We start from the raw sequence: 21,728 nt of genomic DNA on the forward strand, positions 1-21,728 counted from the left end.
GTGGCAAACGATCCGACCCATCAGTTCTTGGTGCAGCCGATCATTCCGATCGAAATTGGCGGCGTCGATTTTTCCTTCACCAATGCGTCGCTCTTTATGGTCGCGACCGTGGCTGCCGCTTCCGGTTTCCTTTATTTCGCAACGTCGAACCGCGGTCTGATCCCGACCCGCATGCAGTCCGTTGCTGAAATGTCCTACGAGTTCATCGCCTCCATGCTGCGCGAAGGCGCCGGCAAGAAGGGCATGGTGTTCTTCCCATTCGTGTTCTCGCTGTTCATGTTCGTGCTGACGGCAAACCTGCTTGGCATGTTCCCGTATTTCTTCACGGTCACCAGCCAGATCATCGTCACCTTCGCGCTTGCCTGCCTCGTCATCGGCACGGTCATCGTTTACGGTTTCTACAAGCACGGCCTGCACTTCTTCGGCATTTTCGCCCCCTCGGGCGTGCCGAAGGCGCTTTTGCCGCTTGTCGCGTCAATTGAAATGATTTCGTTCCTGTCGCGCCCGATCAGCCTTTCCGTTCGTCTTTTCGCGAACATGCTGGCCGGCCACATCACGCTCAAGGTTTTCGCAGGCTTCGTCGCCTCCATGGGTGCGCTCGGCGCGCTCGGCATCGGTGGCGCAGTTCTGCCTCTCATCATGACGGTCGCCATGACCGCTCTCGAATTTCTCGTTGCCTTCCTGCAGGCTTATGTCTTCGCGGTACTGACTTGCATGTACCTGAACGACGCCGTGCATGGTGGTCACTGAGAAGTAAAGTCGCTGGCCCCGGCAACGGGCGTCAAAAACAGCCGCAACAACCAATATCTCAAGGAGTCTCACATGGAAGCGGAAGCAGCAAAGTACATCGGCGCAGGTCTCGCATGCCTCGGCATGGCTGGTACGTCCCTCGCACTCGGCCGTATCTTCGGTGATTACCTGTCCGGCGCACTGCGCAACCCCTCTGCTGCCGACAGCCAGTTCGGCCGTCTGGTATTCGGCTTTGCCGTTACGGAAGCTCTGGGCATCTTCTCGCTGCTCGTTGCTCTCCTTCTCCTGTTCGCTGTTTAATATCAGCATCAGGTCTGGATCACGGCCCGCAACATAGCGTGCCGTGATCCTTCGCATTTGCAGTCCCCCTGGAGGTGAGCATGTTCGTGACCGAGGCTTATGCCCAGTCAGCACCGACCGTAGGTGAAACGCATACGGAAACTCCGGCTGTCGGCCAGCCGCAACCGGAAGCCACGCACACGGAAACCGGTGTGGCGCACGGCGCTGAACACGGTGCTTCCGGCGTATTCCCGCCGTTCGACCAGTCTACTTATGCATCGCAGGTTCTCTGGCTGGCGATTACGTTCGGCCTTTTCTACCTGCTCATGCAGAAGGTCATCGTTCCGCGCGTCGGCGGCATTCTCGAAAACCGTCATGGACGCATCGCACAGGATCTCGATGAAGCGGCACGCCTGAAAAGCGAAGCCGACGCTGCCGTCGAAACCTATGAAAAAGAACTCGCGGCAGCCCGCGCCAAGGCAAGCTCTATCGGCGCCGCGGCACGTGACTCCGCTAAAGCGAAGGCCGATGCCGACCGCGCCGCCATCGAGGCCGGACTTGCTGAAAAGCTTGCCGCCGCCGAAAAGCGCATCGCTGGTATCAAGGAACAGGCTTTCGCCGATGTCGGCGCCATTGCTGAGGAAACCGCGACTGCGATCGTTGACCAGCTGGTCGGCACTAAGGTCAAGGATACCGACGTCAAGGCCGCCATTGCAGCCGCTTCGACTGTGAAGGGAGCCTGATATGGCGTTTGATGCATCATTTTTCGCTCTCGTCGGTCTTGTTCTCTTTTTCGTCCTGATCGCCTATCTCAAGGTTCCGGGCATGCTCTCCAAGTCTCTGGACGAGCGCGCGCAGAACATTCAGGACGAGCTGGCCGAAGCCAAGCGCCTGCGCGAAGAGGCCCAGCACCTGCTGGCCGAATATCAGCGCAAGCGCAAGGAAGCCGAAGCTGAAGCCGCCGGCATCGTTGCTGCCGCCGAGCGTGAAGCCGCAGCGCTCACCGAAGAAGCCAAGCAGAAGACGGAAGAATTCGTCGCCCGCCGTACGGCTCTTTCGGAACAGAAGATCAAGCAGGCCGAAGAAGACGCCATCGGCGCCGTCCGCGCCGCCGCAGTCGATATCGCCATTGCCGCTTCCGAGAAGCTGCTAGCCGAAAAGACCACGGCTGCCACTAAGGCCAAGCTTTTCACCGCCACGATTGGCGAAGTGAAGTCCAAGCTGAACTGAGATTTATCTCGGACTGATAAGAACCCCTCCGGCGAGAGCTGTGAGGGGTTTTTTGTTGTCAAATCTGGTTGGAGTTATAGCGCCAAAGGTGGGTGATCGACCCGCTTTGGCCAAAGTCTTCTTAATGGCGGATATCGGATTGCTCTTCCGCTTTGCACCAACAGCGGACATGCTGTGCATTTTCTGACGCAACCAACTTATCGTCGGGAAGGCTTATTCGATAGCGAGGCACAGAAGCGCCATTTGCTGGTGTGGTCCGATAGGACGCCCGGTCACCTGCTTGACATATTCCAATTCCGGTGCGAATTTTTACCTATGGGGTAGCGATCGCCCCATGAGGCCACGGCCGAAGAATCGCGTCCTTTGAACCCGAGAAAACGGAGGGACGCGCGATGCCGTCATTTCTTGAAATCACACCCGAAAAGCTCAATCGCATTATCGGCACGCCCAACGCGCCGACGATTATCGACGTCCGCACTGACGAGGACTTTGCTGCTGATCCCCGCCTCATACCGGGAGCGATTCGGCGCGATTACCGCCAAGTGATGGACTGGGCCGAAGGGCTTACCGGGCCATTGGTCGTCCTCTGTCAGAAAGGCCAGAAGCTCGGTCACGGTGTTGCCGCTCACCTTCGTGCGGTTGGCAGTGCCGCCGAGGTTCTCGAAGGCGGCTTCGAAGCCTGGCGTGCGTCGAAAGCGGCCCTGGTCCCCGACGATAGGCTGCCGCCCCGCGACAGCCGTGGCCGGACGGTCTGGGTAACCCGCTCGCGTCCGAAAATCGACCGCATCGCCTGCCCGTGGCTGATCCGGCGCTTCGTCGATCCTTCGGCGGTCTTCCTGTTTGTAGCGGCGGCGGAAGTATCAGCGGTCGCCGATCGCTTCAACGCCACGCCCTTCGACATTGAAGAGGTCTACTGGAGCCACCGTGGCGAGCTTTGCACCTTCGACGTCATGGTCGAGGAATTCGGCCTTGCGACGGAACCCATGCTCCGCCTCGCGACAATCGTCCGGGGAGCAGATACGTCCAGACCCGAACTCGCCCCCGAAGTGCCGGGACTGCTTGCCGCCTCACTCGGCTTATCCCGGATGTTCAACGACGACCTCGAACAACTCGCGGCCGGCATGACGCTCTACGATGCGTTTTACAGATGGTGCCGTGATGCAACCGAGGAGACCCACAACTGGCCCAACCCGAGGAAGGCATGAGACCATGACCGACCTTGCAAAGACCAGTGTCCGCCTGGATGCGGGCGAAGACGACATCGTTCCGCTTTCCGAAGCCGTGAAGGTATGGGCGCGCGTGGCAGCGCTCAGCTTCGGCGGCCCAGCAGGCCAGATAGCAGTGATGCACCGCATCGTCGTTGACGAGAAGCACTGGGTGGGTGAGCACCGTTTCCTGCATGCCCTCAACTACTGCATGCTGCTGCCGGGGCCGGAGGCTCACCAGCTTGCCATCTATATCGGCTGGCTGCTGAACAAGACCAGGGGCGGCATGATCGCCGGCCTGCTGTTCGTCTTGCCGGGATTTCTATCCATTCTGGCGCTCAGTTACATCTACGTTATCTTCGGCGACGTCACCGCGATCGAGGGCATGTTCTTCGGGCTGAAATGCGCGGTCCTCGCCGTTGTCGTTCAGGCGGTCTTTCGGATCGGCAGCAGGGCGCTGAAAAACAATGTGATGGTCGCCATGGCGGCCGCCGCCTTCGTCGCGATCTTCTTCCTTCACGTGCCCTTTCCACTGATCATCCTCGCGGCCGCAATCATCGGCTGCTTCGGGGGGCGGGCAGGGCTTCCCGCCTTCAAGGCAAACGGCGGACACAAGTCGGGATCGGGCAAGATACTCGAAGACAGGGATTCCATCCTCGGCGAGGACATTCCTCCTCACGCCAGGCCCAACCTTGCCTGGTCGCTCAAAACCTCTGGCACTCTTGCGGCGCTCTGGCTCATTCCCGTCGCGACGCTGATCCTGGTGCTCGGTTGGGACAATGTGTTTTCGAAGATGGGTCTGTTCTTTAGCCAGATGGCCGTCGTCACCTTCGGCGGCGCCTATGCCGTGCTCGCCTACGTCGCTCAGGCTGCGGTGGAAAACTATGGATGGCTTCGTCCGGGAGAAATGCTCGATGGTCTCGGTATGGCCGAGACGACGCCCGGTCCTCTCATTATGGTAACGCAGTTCGTCGGCTTTCTCGCGGGCTATCGCGATCCGGGGGCGTTGTCGCCGCTGGCGGCGGCAACTCTCGGAGCGATCCTGACGACCTGGGTAACCTTCCTGCCGAGTTTCCTTTGGATATTCGCTGGCGCGCCCTTCATCGAGAAGATGCGCGGTAACGCGGCGCTTGGCGGGGCGATGTCGGCCATCACTGCGGCCGTCGTCGGGGTGATCCTCAACCTGGCGGTCTGGTTTGGACTTCACGTGCTGTTTGAGGAAGTCCGACCCGTGGCCCTCGGCCCGCTGGCATTGGATGTCCCAGTCTTCTCATCACTCCTGCTGCCGTCGCTCGCCCTGACATTGCTCGCGGCATTCGCCATTTTCCGGCTCAAGCTGTCCGTGATAGTCACGCTGGCCCTGTCTGCAGCGCTTGGGATTGCCTGGCGGTCGATAGTTTGAAACCCGGGGTCCGCTTTGGCCTATCGCGGAAGTGATTGCCGGACCTTCATTCACGATCAGTCCCGCTTCAGCGGCCGAAAGCTCATCCTGTGCAACGGGCAGGGGCCGTGGCTTTCGATGGCGCGCAGGTGGGCGGGCGTACCGTAGCCGGCATGGCCTTCGAAGCCGTAGGATGTGTGCACCACACCGGCGCGTTCCATCATCCGGTCGCGCGTCACCTTGGCGATGATCGAGGCTGCGGCGATGGAGAGGGAGCGGGAATCGCCCTTGATGACGGCCTTGGCTTCGCAGGTGATACCCGGCGGCCGGTCGCGGCCGTCGGCGAGAACGAGGGCAGGGGAGATTTCGAGACCGAGCACGGCGCGGCGCATGGCGTCCAGGCTGGCGCGCAGGATATTCATGCTATCGATCAGGCCGGGGCCGGAGGAGGCGACGGATACGATCGAGGTTTCCATGATCTGTACGAACAGGCTTTCCCGCTTCTGCTTGGTCAGCTTCTTGGAATCGTCCATCCCCTTGGGAATATTGTCCGGATCGAGAATGACGGCTGCCGCAACCACCGGTCCGGCCAAAGGCCCCCGGCCTGCCTCATCCGTGCCGGCGACGGGCCAGAGGCCCTTCTTTTTCGCTTCCAGTTCGAAGGAAAAATCCGGGCCGGCATCGGCAAGATCAAAAAGAGCAGGAGAATCGGGTGTGGCCGTGCGTTTCATGCGGCGAAACTGGCACACACACCCGATCTCCTGCAAGCCCCCGGAAGCGGGCGATGACAGGCATGGTGAGCCGGGGTCAAGGGGCGTGGCTCACCGTGCCCCGAAGGTCATCATGACCTTTGATCCTCCAACGGGGCGGCGGAGGAAAAACGATCGCACGCGAGGCGGCGGCTCCGGGGGCGATGTCCGGCGGGCCAGGGAAAACCCGCCGGGCATTTCGTGGGGAGCAACAAGATGAGAAGGTTGCTCCCTATCGTTTTGAATTCCGTTTAATCTAGGCTCACAGAGCCCCCGATTGTTGGCGAGTTATCCTTCATGCTCGACGTCATCCTCGGGCTTGACCCGAGGATCCATTATCGCGCTCGGTTTATATCCTCGGGTCAAGCCCGAGGATAACGTCGAGTTCAGTTCGGGCATCCATCACCTCAGTCACTTTCAGCGTTTACTTCTCAAAGCAGCGACAATTGCACGCCTGCACCGCCCGGCGGCACGAAGAGATCGTCACGCAGCTGGATGCCGCGGCGGATGAGGCCAAGCCGCTTCGTGGCCATCTCGAAACGCCTGCCGATCTGCCAGGCATAGGGGCCGGCGCCCTTCATGCGTTTTCCGAATTCCGCGTCATAATCCTTGCCGTCACGCATGGAGCGCACCAGCGACATGACATGGCGGTAACGGTCCGGATAGTTGCGCAGCAGCCAGTCGCGGAACAGCGGGCTCACCTCCAGCGGCAGGCGCAAAAGCACATAAGACGCTTCAGTGGCGCCGGCGGCCTTGCCGGCCTCGAGAATGCGCTCGATTTCATGATCGTTGAGTGCCGGAATGACAGGCGCCATCATCACGGCCACGGGAATGCCCGCCTCGGTCAGCGCCTTCACCGCGTCCAGCCGCTTCTCCGGCGTGGCAGCGCGCGGCTCCATGTTGCGCGCGAGCTTGCGGTCCAGCGTCGTCACGGAAATGCCGACCTTGGCGAGACCCTTTTTGGCCATGGGCGCCAGAATGTCGATATCCCGCTTGATCAGCGCCGATTTGGTGACGATGGCGACGGGATGATCGGCCTTGGCCAGCACTTCCAGTATCTGCCGCATGATGCGCCATTCGCGCTCAATCGGCTGATAAGGGTCAGTATTGGTGCCAATGGCGATCACCCTTGGCTTGTAGCCCGGTTTCGCCAGTTCCCTTTCCAGCAGCTTTGCCGCATCCGGCTTGGCGAAGAGCTTCGATTCGAAATCCAGACCGGCCGAAAGTCCCATATAGCTGTGTGTCGGCCTTGCGAAACAATAGATACAGCCATGTTCGCAGCCGCGATAGGGATTGATGGAGCGGTCGAACGGGATGTCGGGCGATTCATTGCGGGTGATGATGCTGCGTGGCTTCTCCACCTGCACCTCGGTGCGGAACTCCGGCATGTCCTCGAGCGTCTGCCAGCCATCGTCGAAAACCTCGTGCTGCAAGGTCTCGAAACGTCCGTCCGGATTGAGCCCGGCGCCACGGCCGCGACGGCGGTCGATCTCGATGCGCAGGCCAGATGCATCGGCCAGCGCATTGGCAATGTCAGGCATATGGCTCGGCTGGAAGGCAGCCTGCCCCGAAAGCGTATGGTTTCTCATCTGGATGCTCCCAGGACGTCGCACGCCTTTCGAGGCACGCTCAACGCCCTAAACCGTTTCCGTCCGGACGGGCTTTTATCGCCTTCCGAATGATTAAATTCCTACATCAGGAATGAGAACATTACAAGAACAAAATTGCAGATTCAGCTCGCGCATCAGACAGGGGCGTGACCGCGATATGCCTGACCGCGTGCGGAGGCCGTGTGACGTTCGGCATAAGCAGCCACGGATTTTACCGCGATCAGCACAGTGGCAATTTATTGTGCGATGCGTTAGAGCTATGCAGATGTTGACAGTCATAATGGAATGCCGGGATCACGAACCGGAGCTTGCGCATACGCTGTCTGCGCTTGTCACCGGGGCCGTGGAAGGGCTTGTGAGTGATGTTGTGATTCTTGATCACGGTTCGCGCGATGGGTCGTCGCGCGTCGCCGATGCCGCCGGTTGCCGTTTTTATGGGCAATGGGACATCGAGGATGTCGTGAAGTCCGCGCGCGGCGGCTGGCTGCTTCTGATCGAGCCTGGTGCGCGCCCGCAGGCGGGCTGGATCGACGAGATTCTGGAATATGTGGCGATCTGCGCACAGCCGGCCCGCTTCTCGCCCTCGCGCTATCACCGGCGCAATGTCTTCAGCCGCGTGCTGCGCCGTATTCCGCCATTGGAACACGGGTATCTTCTGCCAAAGAAGCATGCCGTGTCGATTGCGAAATCGGGCATGAGCCTGACGCAATTTGTCGGCGCGCAGAAACCGCGCCGGCTGAATGCGGAAATAGTGCCCGCCTGGGCGCTGCGGGCTTCGGCTTAACGGGCGCGTCTTACCCGGCCAGAACCTTGCCGGGATTCATGATGCCGGCGGGGTCGAAAGCATGCTTGATGCGTCGCATCAGCTCCATTTCGATGCCGGGGCGAATGGCGGCCAGTTCATCGCGCTTCAATTGCCCTATGCCGTGTTCGGCCGAAATGGAACCGCCGAGCGACAGCACGATGCCATGCACGATCTCGTTCATATCCCGCCAGCGGCCGAGGAATTCGGCCTTGTCGGCACCGACAGGCTGGGAAATATTGTAGTGGATATTGCCGTCACCCAGATGGCCGAAGGCACAGACACGCGCGCCCGGGATGGCGGCGAGAACCGCCTTTTCCGCCGTCGCCATGAATTCCGGTATTTTTGAAACCGGAACGGAAACATCGTGCTTGATCGACCCGCCTTCGGGCTTCTGTGCATCCGACATGCTCTCGCGCATGTGCCAGAGCGCCTGTCGCTGCGCCTCCGATGCGGCGATCACGGCGTCCTGAACCAGCCCGGCCTCAAAACCGCGCTCCAGCAGCGATTGCATCATGCTATCCGCCGTCTCCGCCGAATCGGAGGTGGAGATATCGATGAGCGCGTACCAGTCGTGCGGTTGCTCCAGGGGATCGCGCACGCCGGGAATATGTCTGGCGGTGAATTCGACGCCGATTCGCGGCATGAGTTCGAAGCCGGTCAGCGCCGTGCCGCAGAGGTTGGAGGCCATTTCAAACAGCTTCAGCGCATCTTCGGTGGAGGTCAGCCCCGCAAAGGCCACTTGGTGGCCGAGCGGCTTCGGGAAGAGCTTCAGCACCGCGCCGGTGATGACGCCAAGCGTGCCTTCCGAGCCGATGAAGAGATCACGCAGATCGTAACCGGTGTTGTCCTTCTTCAGCCGGCGCAGCCCGTTCCAGATTTCGCCTGTCGGCAGCACCACTTCGAGCCCGAGGCACAGCTGGCGCATATTGCCATAGGCCAGAACCGCCGTGCCGCCGGCATTGGTGGCGAGATTGCCGCCGATACGGCAGGACCCTTGAGAGCCGAGCGACAGCGGGAACATGCGCTCCACCGTGTCGGCGGCCTTGTGGATGTCGTCGAGAATGCAGCCGGCATCGGCGACGATGATATTGGCGACCGGATCGATATCGCGGATGCGGTTCATGCGTTCCAGCGACAGGATGATGTCGGCGCCATCGGCACGCGGCGTCTGGCCGCCCACAAGGCCGGTATTGCCGGTCTGCGGCACGATGGCAGTGCCGGTCTCGCTGGCGAGCTGCAGAATGGCCGAGACCTCTTCGACCGAACCGGGCTTGAGCAGCAACGGCGAGGCGCCGCGATAAAGGCCGCGATTTTCCACCAGCCGCGGCGCCATTTCCGCCGGGTCACGCACCGCGTTCTTTTCGCCGACAATGGCGGCAAAGCGGTCAAGGATGTCGGAGGAGGGGATGGCGGTGGTCGTCATGGGCGGCATCTCGCTGTCTTTTGAAACATGGGCGAAAGGGTGGGGTGCCGTCAGCCTCGCGGCGCGGCGGCGCGGGAAAGGCGGTCGTTGATCGCCTCTCCGAGGCCATGGGTGGGAATGGCGGTGATGGCGATGGTGTCCGCACCGCTCGCATCGGCGGCTTTCAGATAATCGAACAGATTGGCGGCGGCCTCGGCAAGATCGCCGATGGGGCTAAGGTCGAGAACGGTGCGCGCGGCCTCTTCGCCTGATATGGCGATGCCGCCGAAGCGGATCAGCGCTTCGCCCGGCAGAACCGTTGTGGCGCCGAGACGCACGGCAGCACCCGGTGCATAATGCGAGGCCAGCATTCCCGGTGCCTCAATGGCGGCGGAAGCTTTTTTCGGACGTTCGAGGCTTTTGCCCGCAACACGTTCGATGTCCTCGGTGACGATGCCGCCGGGACGAAGCAGCCGCACCCGGCCGTCCTCTTCCACCTTGACGATGGTGGATTCCACACCGACGGACGCGGCCCCGCCATCGAGAATGAGATTGATCTTTTGGCCGAGATCCGCCTCCACATGGGCGGCACTTGTCGGGCTGATCTTGCCGGAACTATTGGCGCTGGGGGCGGCGAGCGGCCTGCCGAAGCGGCGGATCAGATCACCGGCAAAACCCTGGGGCACACGAATGCCGACGGTATCGAGCCCGGCTGTCGCCAGCGAATGAATGTCGCTTTCTTGTTTGAGCGGCAGCACCAGTGTCAGCGGGCCGGGCCAGAAGGCCTCTGCGAGCTTCAGCGATATGGGATCGAAGACGGCGTAACGTTCGGCCATGGCGATATCGGCCATGTGGCAGATCAGAGGGTTGAACTGCGGCCGGCCCTTCGTCTCGTAAATGCGGGTAATCGCCGCCGGGTTGGTGGCGTCGGCGGCAAGGCCGTAGACCGTTTCCGTGGGCAGGGCGATGGGCTGGCCGGCGGCAAGCTCGGTTGCTGCTGCCTGCAGGGCTGTTTCCCGCTCGTTGTCTATATTGATATGACGCGCCATGATGCTGCCTTTCAGGGCGGTCAATAGCGTATTTCAGGGCGGAGTGGGAAGCGCTAATGCATGTCGCCCGAAAGTGGTCTGCGGTTTCGGGATAACGACATGCATAAAACAAATAAAGATAAAGCGCCGGGGCGCTCTATCGCTTCTATATCGCCTTGATGACCTTGCGCATCTCCTCGGACCGCGCGCCGAGCATGAGCACATTTTTCAGCGCCACGCGCGGATCATGGGTCTGGAACAGCAGGCCGCCGCGATGGATGGAGGTGTCGACGGCGATTTCCTGATCCGGAAGCGCGTTGATGGCGACGGCGAAATACATCCGCGAATAACGCGCATCGATATTTTCGAAGAAGTTTCCGGCCCCGCTCAGTTCGGCGAAGAAATTTGCGAAATAGAAGGACCAGAGCACATGGCGCTCGGCATCGAAGCTCGTTTTCGCCGCCGTGACATGACAATAGCCGAGATGTGGCCTGTCATTGAGCAGATGGTGAAAAACCATCTTCGGGAAACGGATGGACTGGTGAAAGGCGTTGAGACGGTTGTGGGTGGCATCAGCGGCGGCTTCCAGCTTTCGCCCGGTCAGCGCAGCCACTTCATCATGACTGTAATAGACGCGCTCCCTCGGCAACCAGCGCTCTTCATAACGGCTGATGCGCCCTGTCCGCAGGAAATCCGAATGCGCGGTCTTCGATCTTATCGGTGTGACCGAATGCCTGCTCGCATCGAAATAGCGTATGCGTGTCGCCTTCTCCACCGGAAGCGCCCTCGTTGCTGTCGATCCGGCAAGATAGTTTAGGGCGCGTTAATACTCCGTTGCGTCGCGCCTCCCGTTTTTTAACGGGTGGGGAGTAAAGCGCGCGACATCATGCGTCATATTGCGACGTGATTTCCGACATTGAATAGCTGTCGGATTTCCCAGCGGAATGGGCTGCGACGGCGAATTGCGCATGTCGCAATTTGTCGCCAATGCGGAAGCCGATGTCGCTGTTTGTGCTGCCGCAAATGACCGCCGGTGTTTAGATGAGTACATGCTTCCGCAACCCCGCAAATGGTGTCGGGCAGGGCGGTTTGATCGAGGATTTGGCCATGGAATTGCGTGATACCGTATTGCGCCAGCTGAAAAACCGCCGCGAAGGCTTCAGCCTGGAACAGCCCTTCTACACGGACCCGGATTATTTCAAGCTGGATATGGAAACGATCTGGTATCGCGACTGGCTGTTTGTCGGCCATGATTGCGAAGTGCAGAAGTCCGGCAGCTATTTCACCGTTCAGGTCGGCGCCTATTCCGTCGTCATCGTTCGCGGTCGCGATGGGCAGATCCGCGCCTTCCACAATTCCTGTCGCCACCGCGGCTCCCGCGTCTGCACCACGCAGAAGGGCCAGTCGGCGCGCCTTGTCTGTCCTTACCACCAGTGGACCTACGATCTCGACGGCAAGCTGCTCTTCGCACGTCACATGGGTGAAGAGTTCGACAAGGGCGATTTCGGCCTGAAGCCTGTCGCCTGCGAAACCGTCGCTGGTTACGTCTTCATCTGCCTTGCCGATCAGCCGGCGGATTTCGAGCCCATGCGCAAGGAAGTCGAGAGCTACATGGCTCCGCACCGCATCTGGGAAGCGAAGGTCGCGCATGAAAGCACGATCATCGAAAAGGGCAATTGGAAGCTCGTCTGGGAAAACAACCGCGAGTGCTACCATTGCGCCGCCAACCACCCGGAACTCTGCCGCACCTATCCCGAAAACCCGAGCGTGACGGGAACGGATGGCGGTGCCAGCGACCCCGAAATCGGCGGCCACTGGGCGCGCTGCGAGGCCGCCGGCCTGCCGAGCCGCTTCAAGATCGACCCGAAGGGCCAGTTCCGCGTCGCCCGCATGCCGCTGATTGGTGAAGCGGAAAGCTACACCATGTCTGGCAAGCGCGCCGTGCGCCGGCCGCTTTCTGAGGATGTCAGCATCAGCCATATCGGCGCGCTGCTCCTGTTCCATTACCCGACGACCTGGAATCATTTCCTCGGCGACCACACCATTTCCTTCCGCGTGCTGCCGCTCAGCGCCACGGAAACCATGGTCACCACCAAATGGCTGGTGCACAAGGATGCGGTCGAAGGCGTGGATTACGATCTCGAAGATCTCACCCACGTCTGGAACGAAACCAACGACCAGGACCGCCGCATCGTCGAGGAAAATGCCTTCGGCATTCGCTCGCCCGCCTATGAGCCCGGCCCCTATTCCATGGAGGACGAGGGCGGCGTGATGCAGTTCGTCAACTGGTATTCCGATTTCATGGTCGACCGGCTCTCCGGCGATAAGGCCCGGCTCTCTGCTGTAGCGTGATGCGAAGATGAATATGGTTGTGACCTACAAGCACATAGACGAGATGAAGCCGTGGAGCGACAAGCTCCAGCTGCTGGAATGCATTTCAGTGACGCCCGAGACCCCGGACGTCATGACGTTTCTGTTCCGCTCGGAGGACCAGAACTGGTTCCGTTATCTGCCGGGCCAGTTCGTCACGCTGGAATTGCCCGTGGGTGCGGAGCCGCTCTACCGCACCTACACCTTGTCCTCCAGCCCGTCGCGACCCTATGCGCTGTCGGTCACGGTCAAAGCGCAGGCCAACAGCATCGGCACGCGCTGGATGTTCGACAATCTGAAGCCCGGCATGAAAATCCGGGCGCTGGGGCCGCTCGGCGACTTTTCCTACGTCAAGCATCCCGGCGACAAATATCTCTTCATTTCGGCAGGCTCAGGCGTCACGCCGATGATGTCGATGGTGCGCGACATGAGTGACCGCGCGCCGCAGAGCGACATTGCCTTCGTCAATTGTTCGCGCACACCCGGCGATATCGTCTTCCGTCACGAACTGGAATATCTCGCCCGTTTCATGCCGAACCTGTCGCTCGGCTTCATTGTCGAGAAATGCGGTCGCACCGACCTGTGGTCTGGCCTGAAAGGCATGGTCGACAAGGCCAAGATCGCGCTTCTGGCGCCAGATTTCATGGAGCGCACCGTCTTCTGTTGCGGGCCGGAGCCGTTCATGGCCGCCGTCCGCTCGATGCTCGACGCATCCGGCTTCGATATGAGTCGCTACCATCAGGAAAGCTTCGCGCCGGCTGCCCCGGTCACCGTTGGTGAAAACGTCCTCACCGGTGCGGATGGCGAGGCACTTTCGATGGTGGGTTTCACCCTTTCCGGCAAGGAAATGCCCTGCCAGCCCGGCCAGACGGTTCTGATGACGGCGCGCGCCGCCGGCGTCCGTATCGGCGCTGCCTGCGAATCCGGCATCTGCGGCACCTGCCGGGTGCTGAAGCTTTCGGGTGAGGTGGAGATGAACCACAATGGCGGCATTCTCGATGAGGAAATCGAGGAAGGCTATATTCTTGCCTGCTGCTCGCGGCCTCTGACTGACGTGAAGGTGGAAGCCTGACACGAGCAGGCGTTTCATCTCATTCGTCTTTCACCGGATAGTTGTCTTGGAACTAAATTTCTCTAAACTCGTTTGCACGTCATCGAATTCTTTTCGGGCGTAGAACGGGGCTGTCCCATATCTCCGACAAGAGCGAGTGGGTGAAAAGGCGTGGTCCAACGCGCTGAAGCAAACGGAGGAAGATCATGATGAATTTCCGGACAACGAGTGTCGCCACGGCGATAGTCGTGTTCCTCACCAGCTTTACGCCATCGCAGGCGTTCCAGGCGCCCGTGCCGATGCCGAAGCCGGCGATCACGGCCGACAATAATGTTGTGCCGGTGCAGTACCGCGAATGGGACCGCAGAGGCGACCGCAGGTACGGCGACCGCATGTATCGCCCGCGCCCGCCGCGTGATGGATATTACAATGGTCACCGCGGTTATCGCGATCGCCGTCCGGGCTACCGTTATCACAACGGTTACTGGTTCCCGCTTGCAGCCTTTGCCGCAGGCGCGATCATCGGCGGCGCCATGTCGCAGCCGCGCCCGGCCTATGGCGGCAGCCATGTCGAATGGTGCCAGAACCGCTGGCGCTCGTATCGCGCTTACGACAACAGCTACCAGCCAAATAGCGGTCCGCGCCGCATATGCGTATCGCCTTACAGCCGCTGATAGTGGTTTTCGAAAGCCCGGATTTTGATCCGGGCTTTTGCTTTCAGGCGGCCGGGCCGGGTAACCGAAGCGTGAATGGATCGTTAATGCTGGGTTCAGGCGAAAACGCCTAGCCTGCAACCTGTAATGTTCCGGCCAGAACCGACAAACTGGCTGAGTAAGAAGAAAAAGGTGTTATTATTCACGTCCAACGGCCTGTCGACCGTCGTGAATGGAGGAAGTCAGATGAGAGACTATATGAAGAATATCTTGGCTGTCGGTCTTTCTGCGATCGTGGTAGCAGGAGCGATTGTTCCGGCAGAAGCAGCGATGCCACTACCAATGGCGCCGAAGAGTGTCGAGACGGTGGGCAACGACGCCAGCAAGAATATCGTGAATGTGCAGTACTGGCGCGATCGTCGCGACTGGGATGGCGGACGTCGAGGCTGGTATGGCGGCCATCGCGGCTATCGTGATTACCGCCCGGGTTATCGTCATCATGACGGTTACTGGTTCCCGCTCGCAGCCTTTGCGACGGGTGCGATCATCGGCGGCGCCCTGTCGCAGCCGCGTGAAGTCTACCGTCCGGTTCCCGAATATCGTCCGCGTCCGGTCTATCGCGAATATCGTCCGGTCCGCCGTGGCGGTATGAGCCAGGCGCATGTGAACTGGTGCTATGGCCGCTATCGGTCCTACGATGCCTATAGCAACACGTTCCAGCCTTACCATGGCCCGCGCCAGCCCTGCTATTCGCCCTACAGCTGATAGAATGTCAGGCTGAAATTGACAGAGCCGTCCGGTTACGACCGGGCGGCTTTTTGCGTTAGAGGATTCGTGCGCGCTTCAGTACGAACCAGGCGAGTGCAACCGAAATCACGATGAAGATGCTGGCCGACAGCGTGCCGCCGGTGCCGACGGTAAACGGCAGTTCATCCGTATTCATGCCGAAGAAACCGGTCACGAGCGATGGCGGCAGCAGGAATGCCGTCATCAGCGACAGGATATAAAGGTGCCGGTTGGTTTCGGACGAGAGTTTGGAATCGATTTCTTCATGCAGCAGCCTTGCACGCTCCTGCAGGGCATAGACGTCATGATCGACAGCCTCAAGGCGGCCCATGAGGCGTGAGGCGACATCCTCGAAACCGTCAGGCATTTCGTCATCATCGGCGGCCGAAGCCCGCCGCATCAGCGTCAGCACGGTGCGCAGATGCCGGTGCAGGCGAACCACCGTGCGGCGCAGCGGGGCGAGCCGCCGCCGTTCGTCGCGTGTCTCGCTGTCATAGACCAGATCCTCGATGGCGTTCAGTTCCTCCGTCGTCTCCATCACCAGATTGATGAGCGAGCGCTGGAATTCGGCGACGAGGCCTTCGAACACATGTGACGGTGTGAGATAGCGGTTGGAATTCTTGTCGACCGCCGCCTTCAGCCGGTCCACCGAATGCAGCGGCTGCAGGCGGGTGGTGATGATGAAGCGGTCGCTTACCGCAAAATGCAACCAGCCGAAATCGCGCGTTTCCTTGTCGAATTCCCGCTGGAAATCGACAAGCGTGCCATAGAGCGATTTTTCATCGACCACGATGGACGGATGTGTCTCATGGGTGGTGAGGCTTGCGCGCGCTGCCGGATCGAGACCGTCGATGGTCTCGAGAAAACCCGCCACGCGCTGATCGGCGAGATTGAGATGCAGCCAGAAGAAGCCTTCGCACTCGGCCATTTCGTGAAAGCCAGCATCGGGTGCAAGCCGGCGGCACGGGGCTGTGCCGGGGTGGAATTGATAGGCCCAGACAAGGCCTGGAATAACTGGCGTTATGAGATCCATCGTGGCAGTCCTGACCGGCTGGATGGGAGGAGGGAGGCGCCCGTCGTTCCGGTGTGGGAGCAGCGGCGTCGTCGGGCGACTTTCAGCGCATGCTGAGCAAATTCATATGACAGTTTTATAACAATCCCGTCGAAATGACGGGAATTTTCAAATTGACGTTTACGTAAAAATCATTTAGCCCGAAGCCAGTAGCAAGATGCCAGAGCTTCGGGAGGAGGCAGCATGTATAGCGCGCCGGTGGATGATATCGCCTTTACACTCAAACATGTAGCGGGTCTTGGAGACGCGCTTTCAAAGGGTGTGCTTGGCGATCTCGGTGAAGACCTCGTGGATGCCATCCTGCAGGAAGCTGGCCGTTTCGCCACCGAACAGGTCGCACCGCTTGCCGATATTGGCGACCGTCAGGGCGCGAAGCTCGCCGACGGCAAGGTGACGACGCCTGACGGTTGGGCCGATCTTTACCGCCGCTGGACGGAAGCGGGCTGGAACAGCCTGACCGCGCCGGAAGAGTTCGGCGGCCAGAACCTGCCGCATATGCTGAATGTCGCTGCACTCGAAATGTGGAATTCCGGCTCCATGGCCTTCGCGCTGGCGCCGACGCTGACCATGGGCGCGGTGGAAGCCATCGTCGCCCACGGCAGCAATGATCTCAAGCGCATCTATCTGCCGAAACTCGTTTCCGGTGAATGGACCGGCACCATGAACCTGACCGAGCCGCATGCGGGTTCGGATCTCGGGGTTCTGAAGACCCGGGCGGAGCGCAATGGTGACGGCACCTACCGCATCTTCGGCCAGAAGATTTTCATCACCTGGGGCGAACACGACGCGGCTGACAACATCATCCACCTCGTTCTCGCCCGCCTTCCGGATGCACCGGCCGGCACGCGCGGCATCTCGCTGTTCCTCGTTCCGAAATTCCTGCCTGATGAAAACGGTGCGCCGGGTGGCCGCAATGACCTTTTCTGCCATTCGCTGGAGCACAAGCTCGGCATTCATGGTTCGCCCACCTGCACGATGATCTTCGGCGATGGCAAATTCGGAGATGAAAAGGGCGCTCTCGGCTGGCTGGTCGGCGAAGAGAACAAGGGTCTCGCCTGCATGTTCACCATGATGAACAACGCCCGCCTTGCCGTCGGCATGCAGGGTGTTGCGATCTGCGAAGCGGCGACCCAGAAGGCGATCGAATACGCCAGGGAGCGCACGCAGGGCAAGGCGCCCGGCTGGCAGGGCTCCGGCATGAGCCCGATTATCGAACATCCTGATATCGCCAGAACGCTTCTGACGATGAAGGCGCTGACTCAAGGGTCGCGGGCGATTTCCTTCAGCTGCGCGCATGCCATCGATATGGCGCATGCGAGCGAAGACGCCCGGCAGCGCGCTCACTGGCAGGAGCGCGCTGCCCTTCTGACCCCGATCGCCAAATCCTTCTCCACCGATGCCGGTGTGGATGTCGCCTCCATGGGCATTCAGGTGCATGGCGGCATGGGCTTCATCGAGGAAACCGGCGCGGCGCGTTATCTGCGTGATGCCCGCATCGCCCCGATCTACGAAGGCACAAACGGCATTCAGGCCATCGATCTGGTGCTGCGCAAACTTCCGCTCTCCGAGGGCGCGCAGGTGCGCGGTTTCATCGCCGAACTGCGCGAGATCGCCGCCCGGACAGCCGCATCGAACCGCGATGATCTCGGTGAGACGGCCCCTTATCTTGAAGCCAGCCTCAACGATCTGGAAACGGCGACTGACTGGCTGCTGGACCGCATCAAGGCGGGCGAAACCGAAACGGCACTCGCCGGCGCGACACCCTATCAGCGCCTCTTCGGTCTGGCGCTGACAGGCGGCTATCTCGCCAAGGGCGCATTGGTCTCTGTCGATGATGGCAGGGGTGGGCATCGCGCCGCACTTTGCCGCTTCGCAGCGGAAAACCTGCTGGCGGAAACGGCGGCGCTGAAGGATCGCGTTATATCAGGCGCGGCAAGCCTTGCCGCCGCCCGCACCGTACTGGCTTGAGGAGGCTCAGATGTCGAACGATCATATTCTCGTCGAGCGGGTGGGTCATGCGCCGGAGGTTCTGACCATCCGCTTCAACCGGCCGGACAAGAAAAACGCCATCACCGATGCCATGTATCTGCGCATGGCCGAGGCCCTGCATGCCGCCAATGCGGATCCGGACATCCGCGTCGTTGCGTTTCTCGGTACGGAAGGCTGCTTTTCCGCCGGTAACGACATGGCCGATTTTCTCGCCTTCGCCATGTCGGGCGGTAAGGGCAAACTCGCCGCATTGGAACTTTTGAAAGCGCTCGTCGCCTTCGACAAGCCAATGGTATCAGGCGTGGACGGGCTCGCCATCGGCATCGGCACGACGCTGAACCTGCATTGCGACCTGACGGTCGCTTCCAGCCGTAGCCTGTTCAAGACGCCCTTCGTGGATCTGGCGCTGGTGCCGGAAGCGGCCTCCAGCCTGCTTGTGCCGAAGCTTATGGGCCACCAGCGCGCCTTTGCGCTGCTTGCCATGGGCGAGGGTTTTTCCGCCGAGCAGGCATTGCAGGCCGGGATGATCTGGAAAGTCGCCGCCCCCGAACATGTCGAAACCGAAACGCTGGCGCTTGCCACCCGCCTTGCCGCCAAACCACAGCAGGCGCTGAAGATCGCCCGCGATCTGGTTCGCGGCAACCCGGCCGATATTCTCGCCCGCATCGAAGAGGAAGGCCGCCATTTCATCGCGCAGCTGCAAAGTGCGGAAGCGCGAGCCGCCTTCGAGGCATTCATGCGTCGTTAAGTGTGCGGGCAGGAATTCCTTGCGGTTAAGCAACCGGGCAATATGGCTTGGGTTAGATAACGCAACGTCATTGTCCGAAGGCCACCCACATGCGTCACTTCGTTTTCGCCCTGACTGTCTTCCTATCCGCCGCGACGATTGCCGAAGCGGCGGCGATAACACGCGCTCCAGCGGCTTCCACCAACGACGTCATTCTGGCGCAGTCCACGGACGACGATAGCCCGAACTTCTATTCCGGCAACAACCGCGACCGCCAGCGCCGTGCGCGTTTCGTCTGCGTCATCACCCCGCCGGACAGCGCCAACCGCCGCCGGCCCTATATCTGCCCGCTGGAGCGGGGCCGTGTGGGCGGTGCCTGCCGCTGCTCGGGCGTGGTCGGCAACGGCACGGTCGATACGGCCTGGTAAGACTCCCAGGCTTCCTCTCCACCCTCATTCCTGTGCTAATCCAGCCAGCCCAAGTCCTTGGGCTGAAAAGACTCCTTCCGCCGCGCAGACGCGCGTCGGCTGGATTCCTGTGACAAGCACAGGAATGAGGGCCGTTGGGATTGCGGGCATATGAATCGTTGCGTCAGCTTCGCTGAGCGGCTCTGCGCCCGATTGTTTATTTCTCCAGCGTCGCCACCGCTTCCACATGCGGCGACCACAGGAACTGGTCAACCGGCGTGACGCGGGTGATGCGATAGCCGCCCTCGGTCAGGATGGCGAGATCGCGCGCAAGCGTCAGCGGGTTGCAGCTCACGGCAACGATCTTCTTCACCGTGCTGCGGGCCAGTTCCTTGCACTGGGATTCCGCACCGGCGCGCGGCGGATCGAACACGACTGCATCGTAATTCTTCAGTTCGCTTGTCATCAGCGGCCGGCGGAAGAGATCGCGCTTCTCGACGCTCGCCGGCTTCAGGCCCTGCGTGTTGCGGGCGGCGAAATCCAGTGCCTTCAACGGCTTGTCTTCCGCTTCCACCGCATGAACTCTGCCGACGCGCGCAAGCCTCAGCGCAAACGTGCCGGAACCGCAAAAGAGATCGGCAATGCGTTTGGATTTGCCGATATGGGCAAGCACCAGCTCGGCCATGGCGTCTTCCGCCTGCTTCGTCGCCTGCGTGAAACCGCCGGCCGGCGGCGAAACGGGAACACCGCCGAATTCGATGATCGGCTTCTGCGGTTCGATCAGGATTTCGCCGGCAAGCGAGACGCGGGCAATGCCGCGCATGGCCAGCACTGTTTCCGTGAGCGTGCGCCGCTGCTTGTCATTGACCGACTTGATGCCCTCGACCGAAATATCGAGACCGGAGAGCGTTTCGAGAACGGTGATGCGGAACGGCTCGGCGTTCGCCACCATGGAAAGGCCGATGGCGCGGATGGCGTCCAGCCGCGAGACGATGCCCGGCGAGGTGACGGGACATTCCTCGATGGCGACGATGTGATGGCTGTTTGCCTGGCTGAAGCCGAGCAGCAGGCCCTTTTCCGTCTTGCGGGCGGCGAACACCGCGCGGCGGCGTTCGCCGGGGCGACAGATGACGAGATCGTCCACATCAGGCGTCAGGCCCTTCGATTTCAGCGCCGAAACCACCAGCTCGCGCTTGTAGGCATGGTAAGGCTGATCGGAAAGGTGCTGCAGGGAACAGCCGCCGCAGGTGCCGTTCTTGCCATCGGGACCGAAGTGGCGGCAGGCGGGTTCACGGCGCTCCGCAGAGGCTTCCGTTATCGACATGACGGTGCCGTGATCCTTGACCTTGGCGATGGCGACCGTTTCACCGGGCAGCGCGAAGGGCACATAGACCGGGCCGTCGGGACAGTGCGCGATGCCGTCGCCCTGCGCGCCGAGGCTCTTGATGGTGACGGTCTGTGTACTCATGGCTTTTCGCCTCCGAGAAGAAATTCGATATTGCCGTCACCGCCGGAAATCGGCGAGGGAATGAGGCCAAGGCTTTTCCAGCCCATGTCCTCCGTCAGCCAGCGCTCAAGTTCGGCCGCCACGGCAGGCGCGGTTTCCGGCTCCTTCAAGAGCCCGGCCTTGCTGATGGCGTCGCGGCCCGCCTCGAATTGCGGCTTCACCAGCAGGACAGCCAGAGCGCCTGATCCAGCAAGCTCAAGTGCCGGGGCAAGTGCGAGCTTCAGCGAAATGAAGGACACGTCTGAGACGATGAAACCGATGGCCCGGTCATCGATATCCTCTGCCGTCAGGTAGCGCGCATTCAGCCCTTCCAGATTGGTCACACGCGGATCGTTCTCGATCCTTGGATGCATCTGCCCGTGCCCGACATCGATGGCGGTGACGTGTTTAGCACCACGATGAAGCAGCACCTCGGTAAAACCGCCAGTCGAAGCGCCGATATCAAGACAGTCATGGCCCTTCGGATCGAGCCGGAAATGATCGAGCGCGGCTGTCAGCTTGAGGGCCGCGCGGGAGACGTAAGCCTGCGCGGGATCGCTGATAGCGATCTCGGCATTGCCGGCGACGGTCTGGCTCGGTTTGGTGACGGTCTTGCCGTTGACGCTCACGGTGCCGCGCGCAATCGCGTCGCGTGCACGCGAGCGGCTGGCAAAGTGGCCGAGCGACACAAGAAGCTGGTCAAGCCGTTCATTTTCAGATGTTTTGGACATGGTTCCGTGTCAATGAC

At 60.9% G+C, this 21,728-nt stretch carries 22 protein-coding genes; 14 read left to right on the forward strand and 8 right to left on the reverse strand.

Annotated features, from left to right (window positions below; all coding sequences use genetic code 11):
- The 6 genes from DA915_RS03555 to chrA all read left to right on the forward strand — a co-directional run bounded on the left by DA915_RS03555 (position 1) and on the right by chrA (position 4,866).
- Positions 1 to 750 carry a F0F1 ATP synthase subunit A gene (locus DA915_RS03555; RefSeq protein ID WP_003503121.1) on the forward strand — a complete coding sequence of 250 codons (750 nt, stop codon included), beginning with the start codon at positions 1 to 3 and terminating at the stop codon, positions 748 to 750.
- A 72-nt stretch (positions 751 to 822) separates the two neighbouring features.
- Positions 823 to 1,050 (forward strand): F0F1 ATP synthase subunit C, encoded by a 228-nt coding sequence (locus DA915_RS03560; protein ID WP_003494147.1) that lies wholly within the window; start codon positions 823 to 825, stop codon positions 1,048 to 1,050.
- 80 nt (positions 1,051 to 1,130) lie between these two features.
- On the forward strand, positions 1,131 to 1,772 hold the full coding sequence (locus DA915_RS03565) for a F0F1 ATP synthase subunit B (RefSeq protein ID WP_003503119.1): 642 nt from the start codon (positions 1,131 to 1,133) through the stop codon (positions 1,770 to 1,772).
- A 1-nt stretch (position 1,773) separates the two neighbouring features.
- Positions 1,774 to 2,259 carry a F0F1 ATP synthase subunit B gene (locus DA915_RS03570; protein ID WP_020010562.1) on the forward strand — a complete coding sequence of 162 codons (486 nt, stop codon included), beginning with the start codon at positions 1,774 to 1,776 and terminating at the stop codon, positions 2,257 to 2,259.
- 392 nt (positions 2,260 to 2,651) lie between these two features.
- Positions 2,652 to 3,464, forward strand: a complete 813-nt coding sequence (locus DA915_RS03575) for a sulfurtransferase/chromate resistance protein (RefSeq protein ID WP_003503114.1) — start codon at positions 2,652 to 2,654, stop codon at positions 3,462 to 3,464.
- 4 nt (positions 3,465 to 3,468) lie between these two features.
- Positions 3,469 to 4,866, forward strand: coding sequence for a chromate efflux transporter (chrA, locus tag DA915_RS03580; protein WP_107675175.1), 1,398 nt, complete (start codon positions 3,469 to 3,471; stop codon positions 4,864 to 4,866).
- 56 nt (positions 4,867 to 4,922) lie between these two features.
- On the opposite strand, the gene DA915_RS03585 is transcribed toward chrA, so the two are convergent.
- Both DA915_RS03585 and DA915_RS03590 read right to left on the reverse strand, forming a co-directional pair.
- Positions 4,923 to 5,576 (reverse strand): ribonuclease HII, encoded by a 654-nt coding sequence (locus DA915_RS03585; protein ID WP_080570173.1) that lies wholly within the window; start codon positions 5,574 to 5,576, stop codon positions 4,923 to 4,925.
- A gap of 449 nt (positions 5,577 to 6,025) precedes the next feature.
- Entirely contained in the window at positions 6,026 to 7,183 is a 1,158-nt protein-coding gene (locus DA915_RS03590) for a PA0069 family radical SAM protein (RefSeq protein ID WP_192886395.1), read from the reverse strand.
- 286 nt (positions 7,184 to 7,469) lie between these two features.
- Between DA915_RS03590 and DA915_RS03595 the strand changes: the two genes are divergently transcribed.
- A complete protein-coding gene (locus tag DA915_RS03595; RefSeq protein WP_003503106.1) occupies positions 7,470 to 7,988 on the forward strand; it encodes a glycosyl transferase in 519 nt (172 codons plus the stop codon).
- Positions 7,989 to 7,998: 10 nt separating this feature from the next.
- Here DA915_RS03595 and DA915_RS03600 read toward each other — a convergent pair whose 3' ends face one another.
- From DA915_RS03600 to DA915_RS03610, 3 genes are all read right to left on the reverse strand, one after another.
- Complete coding sequence (locus DA915_RS03600; RefSeq protein WP_192886396.1) at positions 7,999 to 9,432, reverse strand: FAD-binding oxidoreductase; 1,434 nt, start codon at positions 9,430 to 9,432, stop codon at positions 7,999 to 8,001.
- Between the two features lie 50 nt (positions 9,433 to 9,482).
- A complete protein-coding gene (locus DA915_RS03605; RefSeq protein ID WP_060723034.1) occupies positions 9,483 to 10,460 on the reverse strand; it encodes an L-threonylcarbamoyladenylate synthase in 978 nt (325 codons plus the stop codon).
- Between the two features lie 145 nt (positions 10,461 to 10,605).
- Positions 10,606 to 11,214, reverse strand: coding sequence for a DUF6656 family protein (locus tag DA915_RS03610; RefSeq protein ID WP_060722977.1), 609 nt, complete (start codon positions 11,212 to 11,214; stop codon positions 10,606 to 10,608).
- 332 nt (positions 11,215 to 11,546) lie between these two features.
- On the opposite strand from DA915_RS03610, the gene DA915_RS03615 reads away from it, so the two are divergent.
- The 4 genes from DA915_RS03615 to DA915_RS03630 all read left to right on the forward strand — a co-directional run bounded on the left by DA915_RS03615 (position 11,547) and on the right by DA915_RS03630 (position 15,278).
- Positions 11,547 to 12,791 carry an aromatic ring-hydroxylating dioxygenase subunit alpha gene (locus DA915_RS03615; RefSeq protein WP_003503099.1) on the forward strand — a complete coding sequence of 415 codons (1,245 nt, stop codon included), beginning with the start codon at positions 11,547 to 11,549 and terminating at the stop codon, positions 12,789 to 12,791.
- Positions 12,792 to 12,798: 7 nt separating this feature from the next.
- Entirely contained in the window at positions 12,799 to 13,881 is a 1,083-nt protein-coding gene (locus tag DA915_RS03620) for a hybrid-cluster NAD(P)-dependent oxidoreductase (protein ID WP_107675177.1), read from the forward strand.
- A gap of 185 nt (positions 13,882 to 14,066) precedes the next feature.
- On the forward strand, positions 14,067 to 14,534 hold the full coding sequence (locus tag DA915_RS03625; RefSeq protein ID WP_003503095.1) for a BA14K family protein: 468 nt from the start codon (positions 14,067 to 14,069) through the stop codon (positions 14,532 to 14,534).
- A 225-nt stretch (positions 14,535 to 14,759) separates the two neighbouring features.
- Complete coding sequence (locus DA915_RS03630; protein ID WP_003503093.1) at positions 14,760 to 15,278, forward strand: BA14K family protein; 519 nt, start codon at positions 14,760 to 14,762, stop codon at positions 15,276 to 15,278.
- A gap of 58 nt (positions 15,279 to 15,336) precedes the next feature.
- On the opposite strand, the gene DA915_RS03635 is transcribed toward DA915_RS03630, so the two are convergent.
- Positions 15,337 to 16,332, reverse strand: coding sequence for a transporter (locus DA915_RS03635; protein ID WP_035212536.1), 996 nt, complete (start codon positions 16,330 to 16,332; stop codon positions 15,337 to 15,339).
- Positions 16,333 to 16,554: 222 nt separating this feature from the next.
- Here DA915_RS03635 and DA915_RS03640 point away from each other — a divergent pair, with 222 nt between their 5' ends.
- From DA915_RS03640 to DA915_RS03650, 3 genes are all read left to right on the forward strand, one after another.
- On the forward strand, positions 16,555 to 18,339 hold the full coding sequence (locus DA915_RS03640) for an acyl-CoA dehydrogenase (protein WP_107675178.1): 1,785 nt from the start codon (positions 16,555 to 16,557) through the stop codon (positions 18,337 to 18,339).
- 10 nt (positions 18,340 to 18,349) lie between these two features.
- Complete coding sequence (locus DA915_RS03645; protein WP_107675179.1) at positions 18,350 to 19,108, forward strand: crotonase/enoyl-CoA hydratase family protein; 759 nt, start codon at positions 18,350 to 18,352, stop codon at positions 19,106 to 19,108.
- An 89-nt stretch (positions 19,109 to 19,197) separates the two neighbouring features.
- Positions 19,198 to 19,515 carry a hypothetical protein gene (locus DA915_RS03650; RefSeq protein ID WP_003503086.1) on the forward strand — a complete coding sequence of 106 codons (318 nt, stop codon included), beginning with the start codon at positions 19,198 to 19,200 and terminating at the stop codon, positions 19,513 to 19,515.
- A 196-nt stretch (positions 19,516 to 19,711) separates the two neighbouring features.
- On the opposite strand, the gene DA915_RS03655 is transcribed toward DA915_RS03650, so the two are convergent.
- On the reverse strand, positions 19,712 to 20,962 hold the full coding sequence (locus DA915_RS03655) for a class I SAM-dependent RNA methyltransferase (RefSeq protein WP_107675180.1): 1,251 nt from the start codon (positions 20,960 to 20,962) through the stop codon (positions 19,712 to 19,714).
- Complete coding sequence (locus DA915_RS03660) at positions 20,959 to 21,711, reverse strand: TlyA family RNA methyltransferase (protein ID WP_107675181.1); 753 nt, start codon at positions 21,709 to 21,711, stop codon at positions 20,959 to 20,961. Before DA915_RS03660 ends, DA915_RS03655 begins: the two co-directional genes overlap by 4 nt.
- Positions 21,712 to 21,728 lie beyond the last annotated feature (17 nt).

Source organism: Agrobacterium sp. LAD9, assembly GCF_003031125.1.
Lineage (GTDB): Bacteria > Pseudomonadota > Alphaproteobacteria > Rhizobiales > Rhizobiaceae > Agrobacterium > Agrobacterium radiobacter.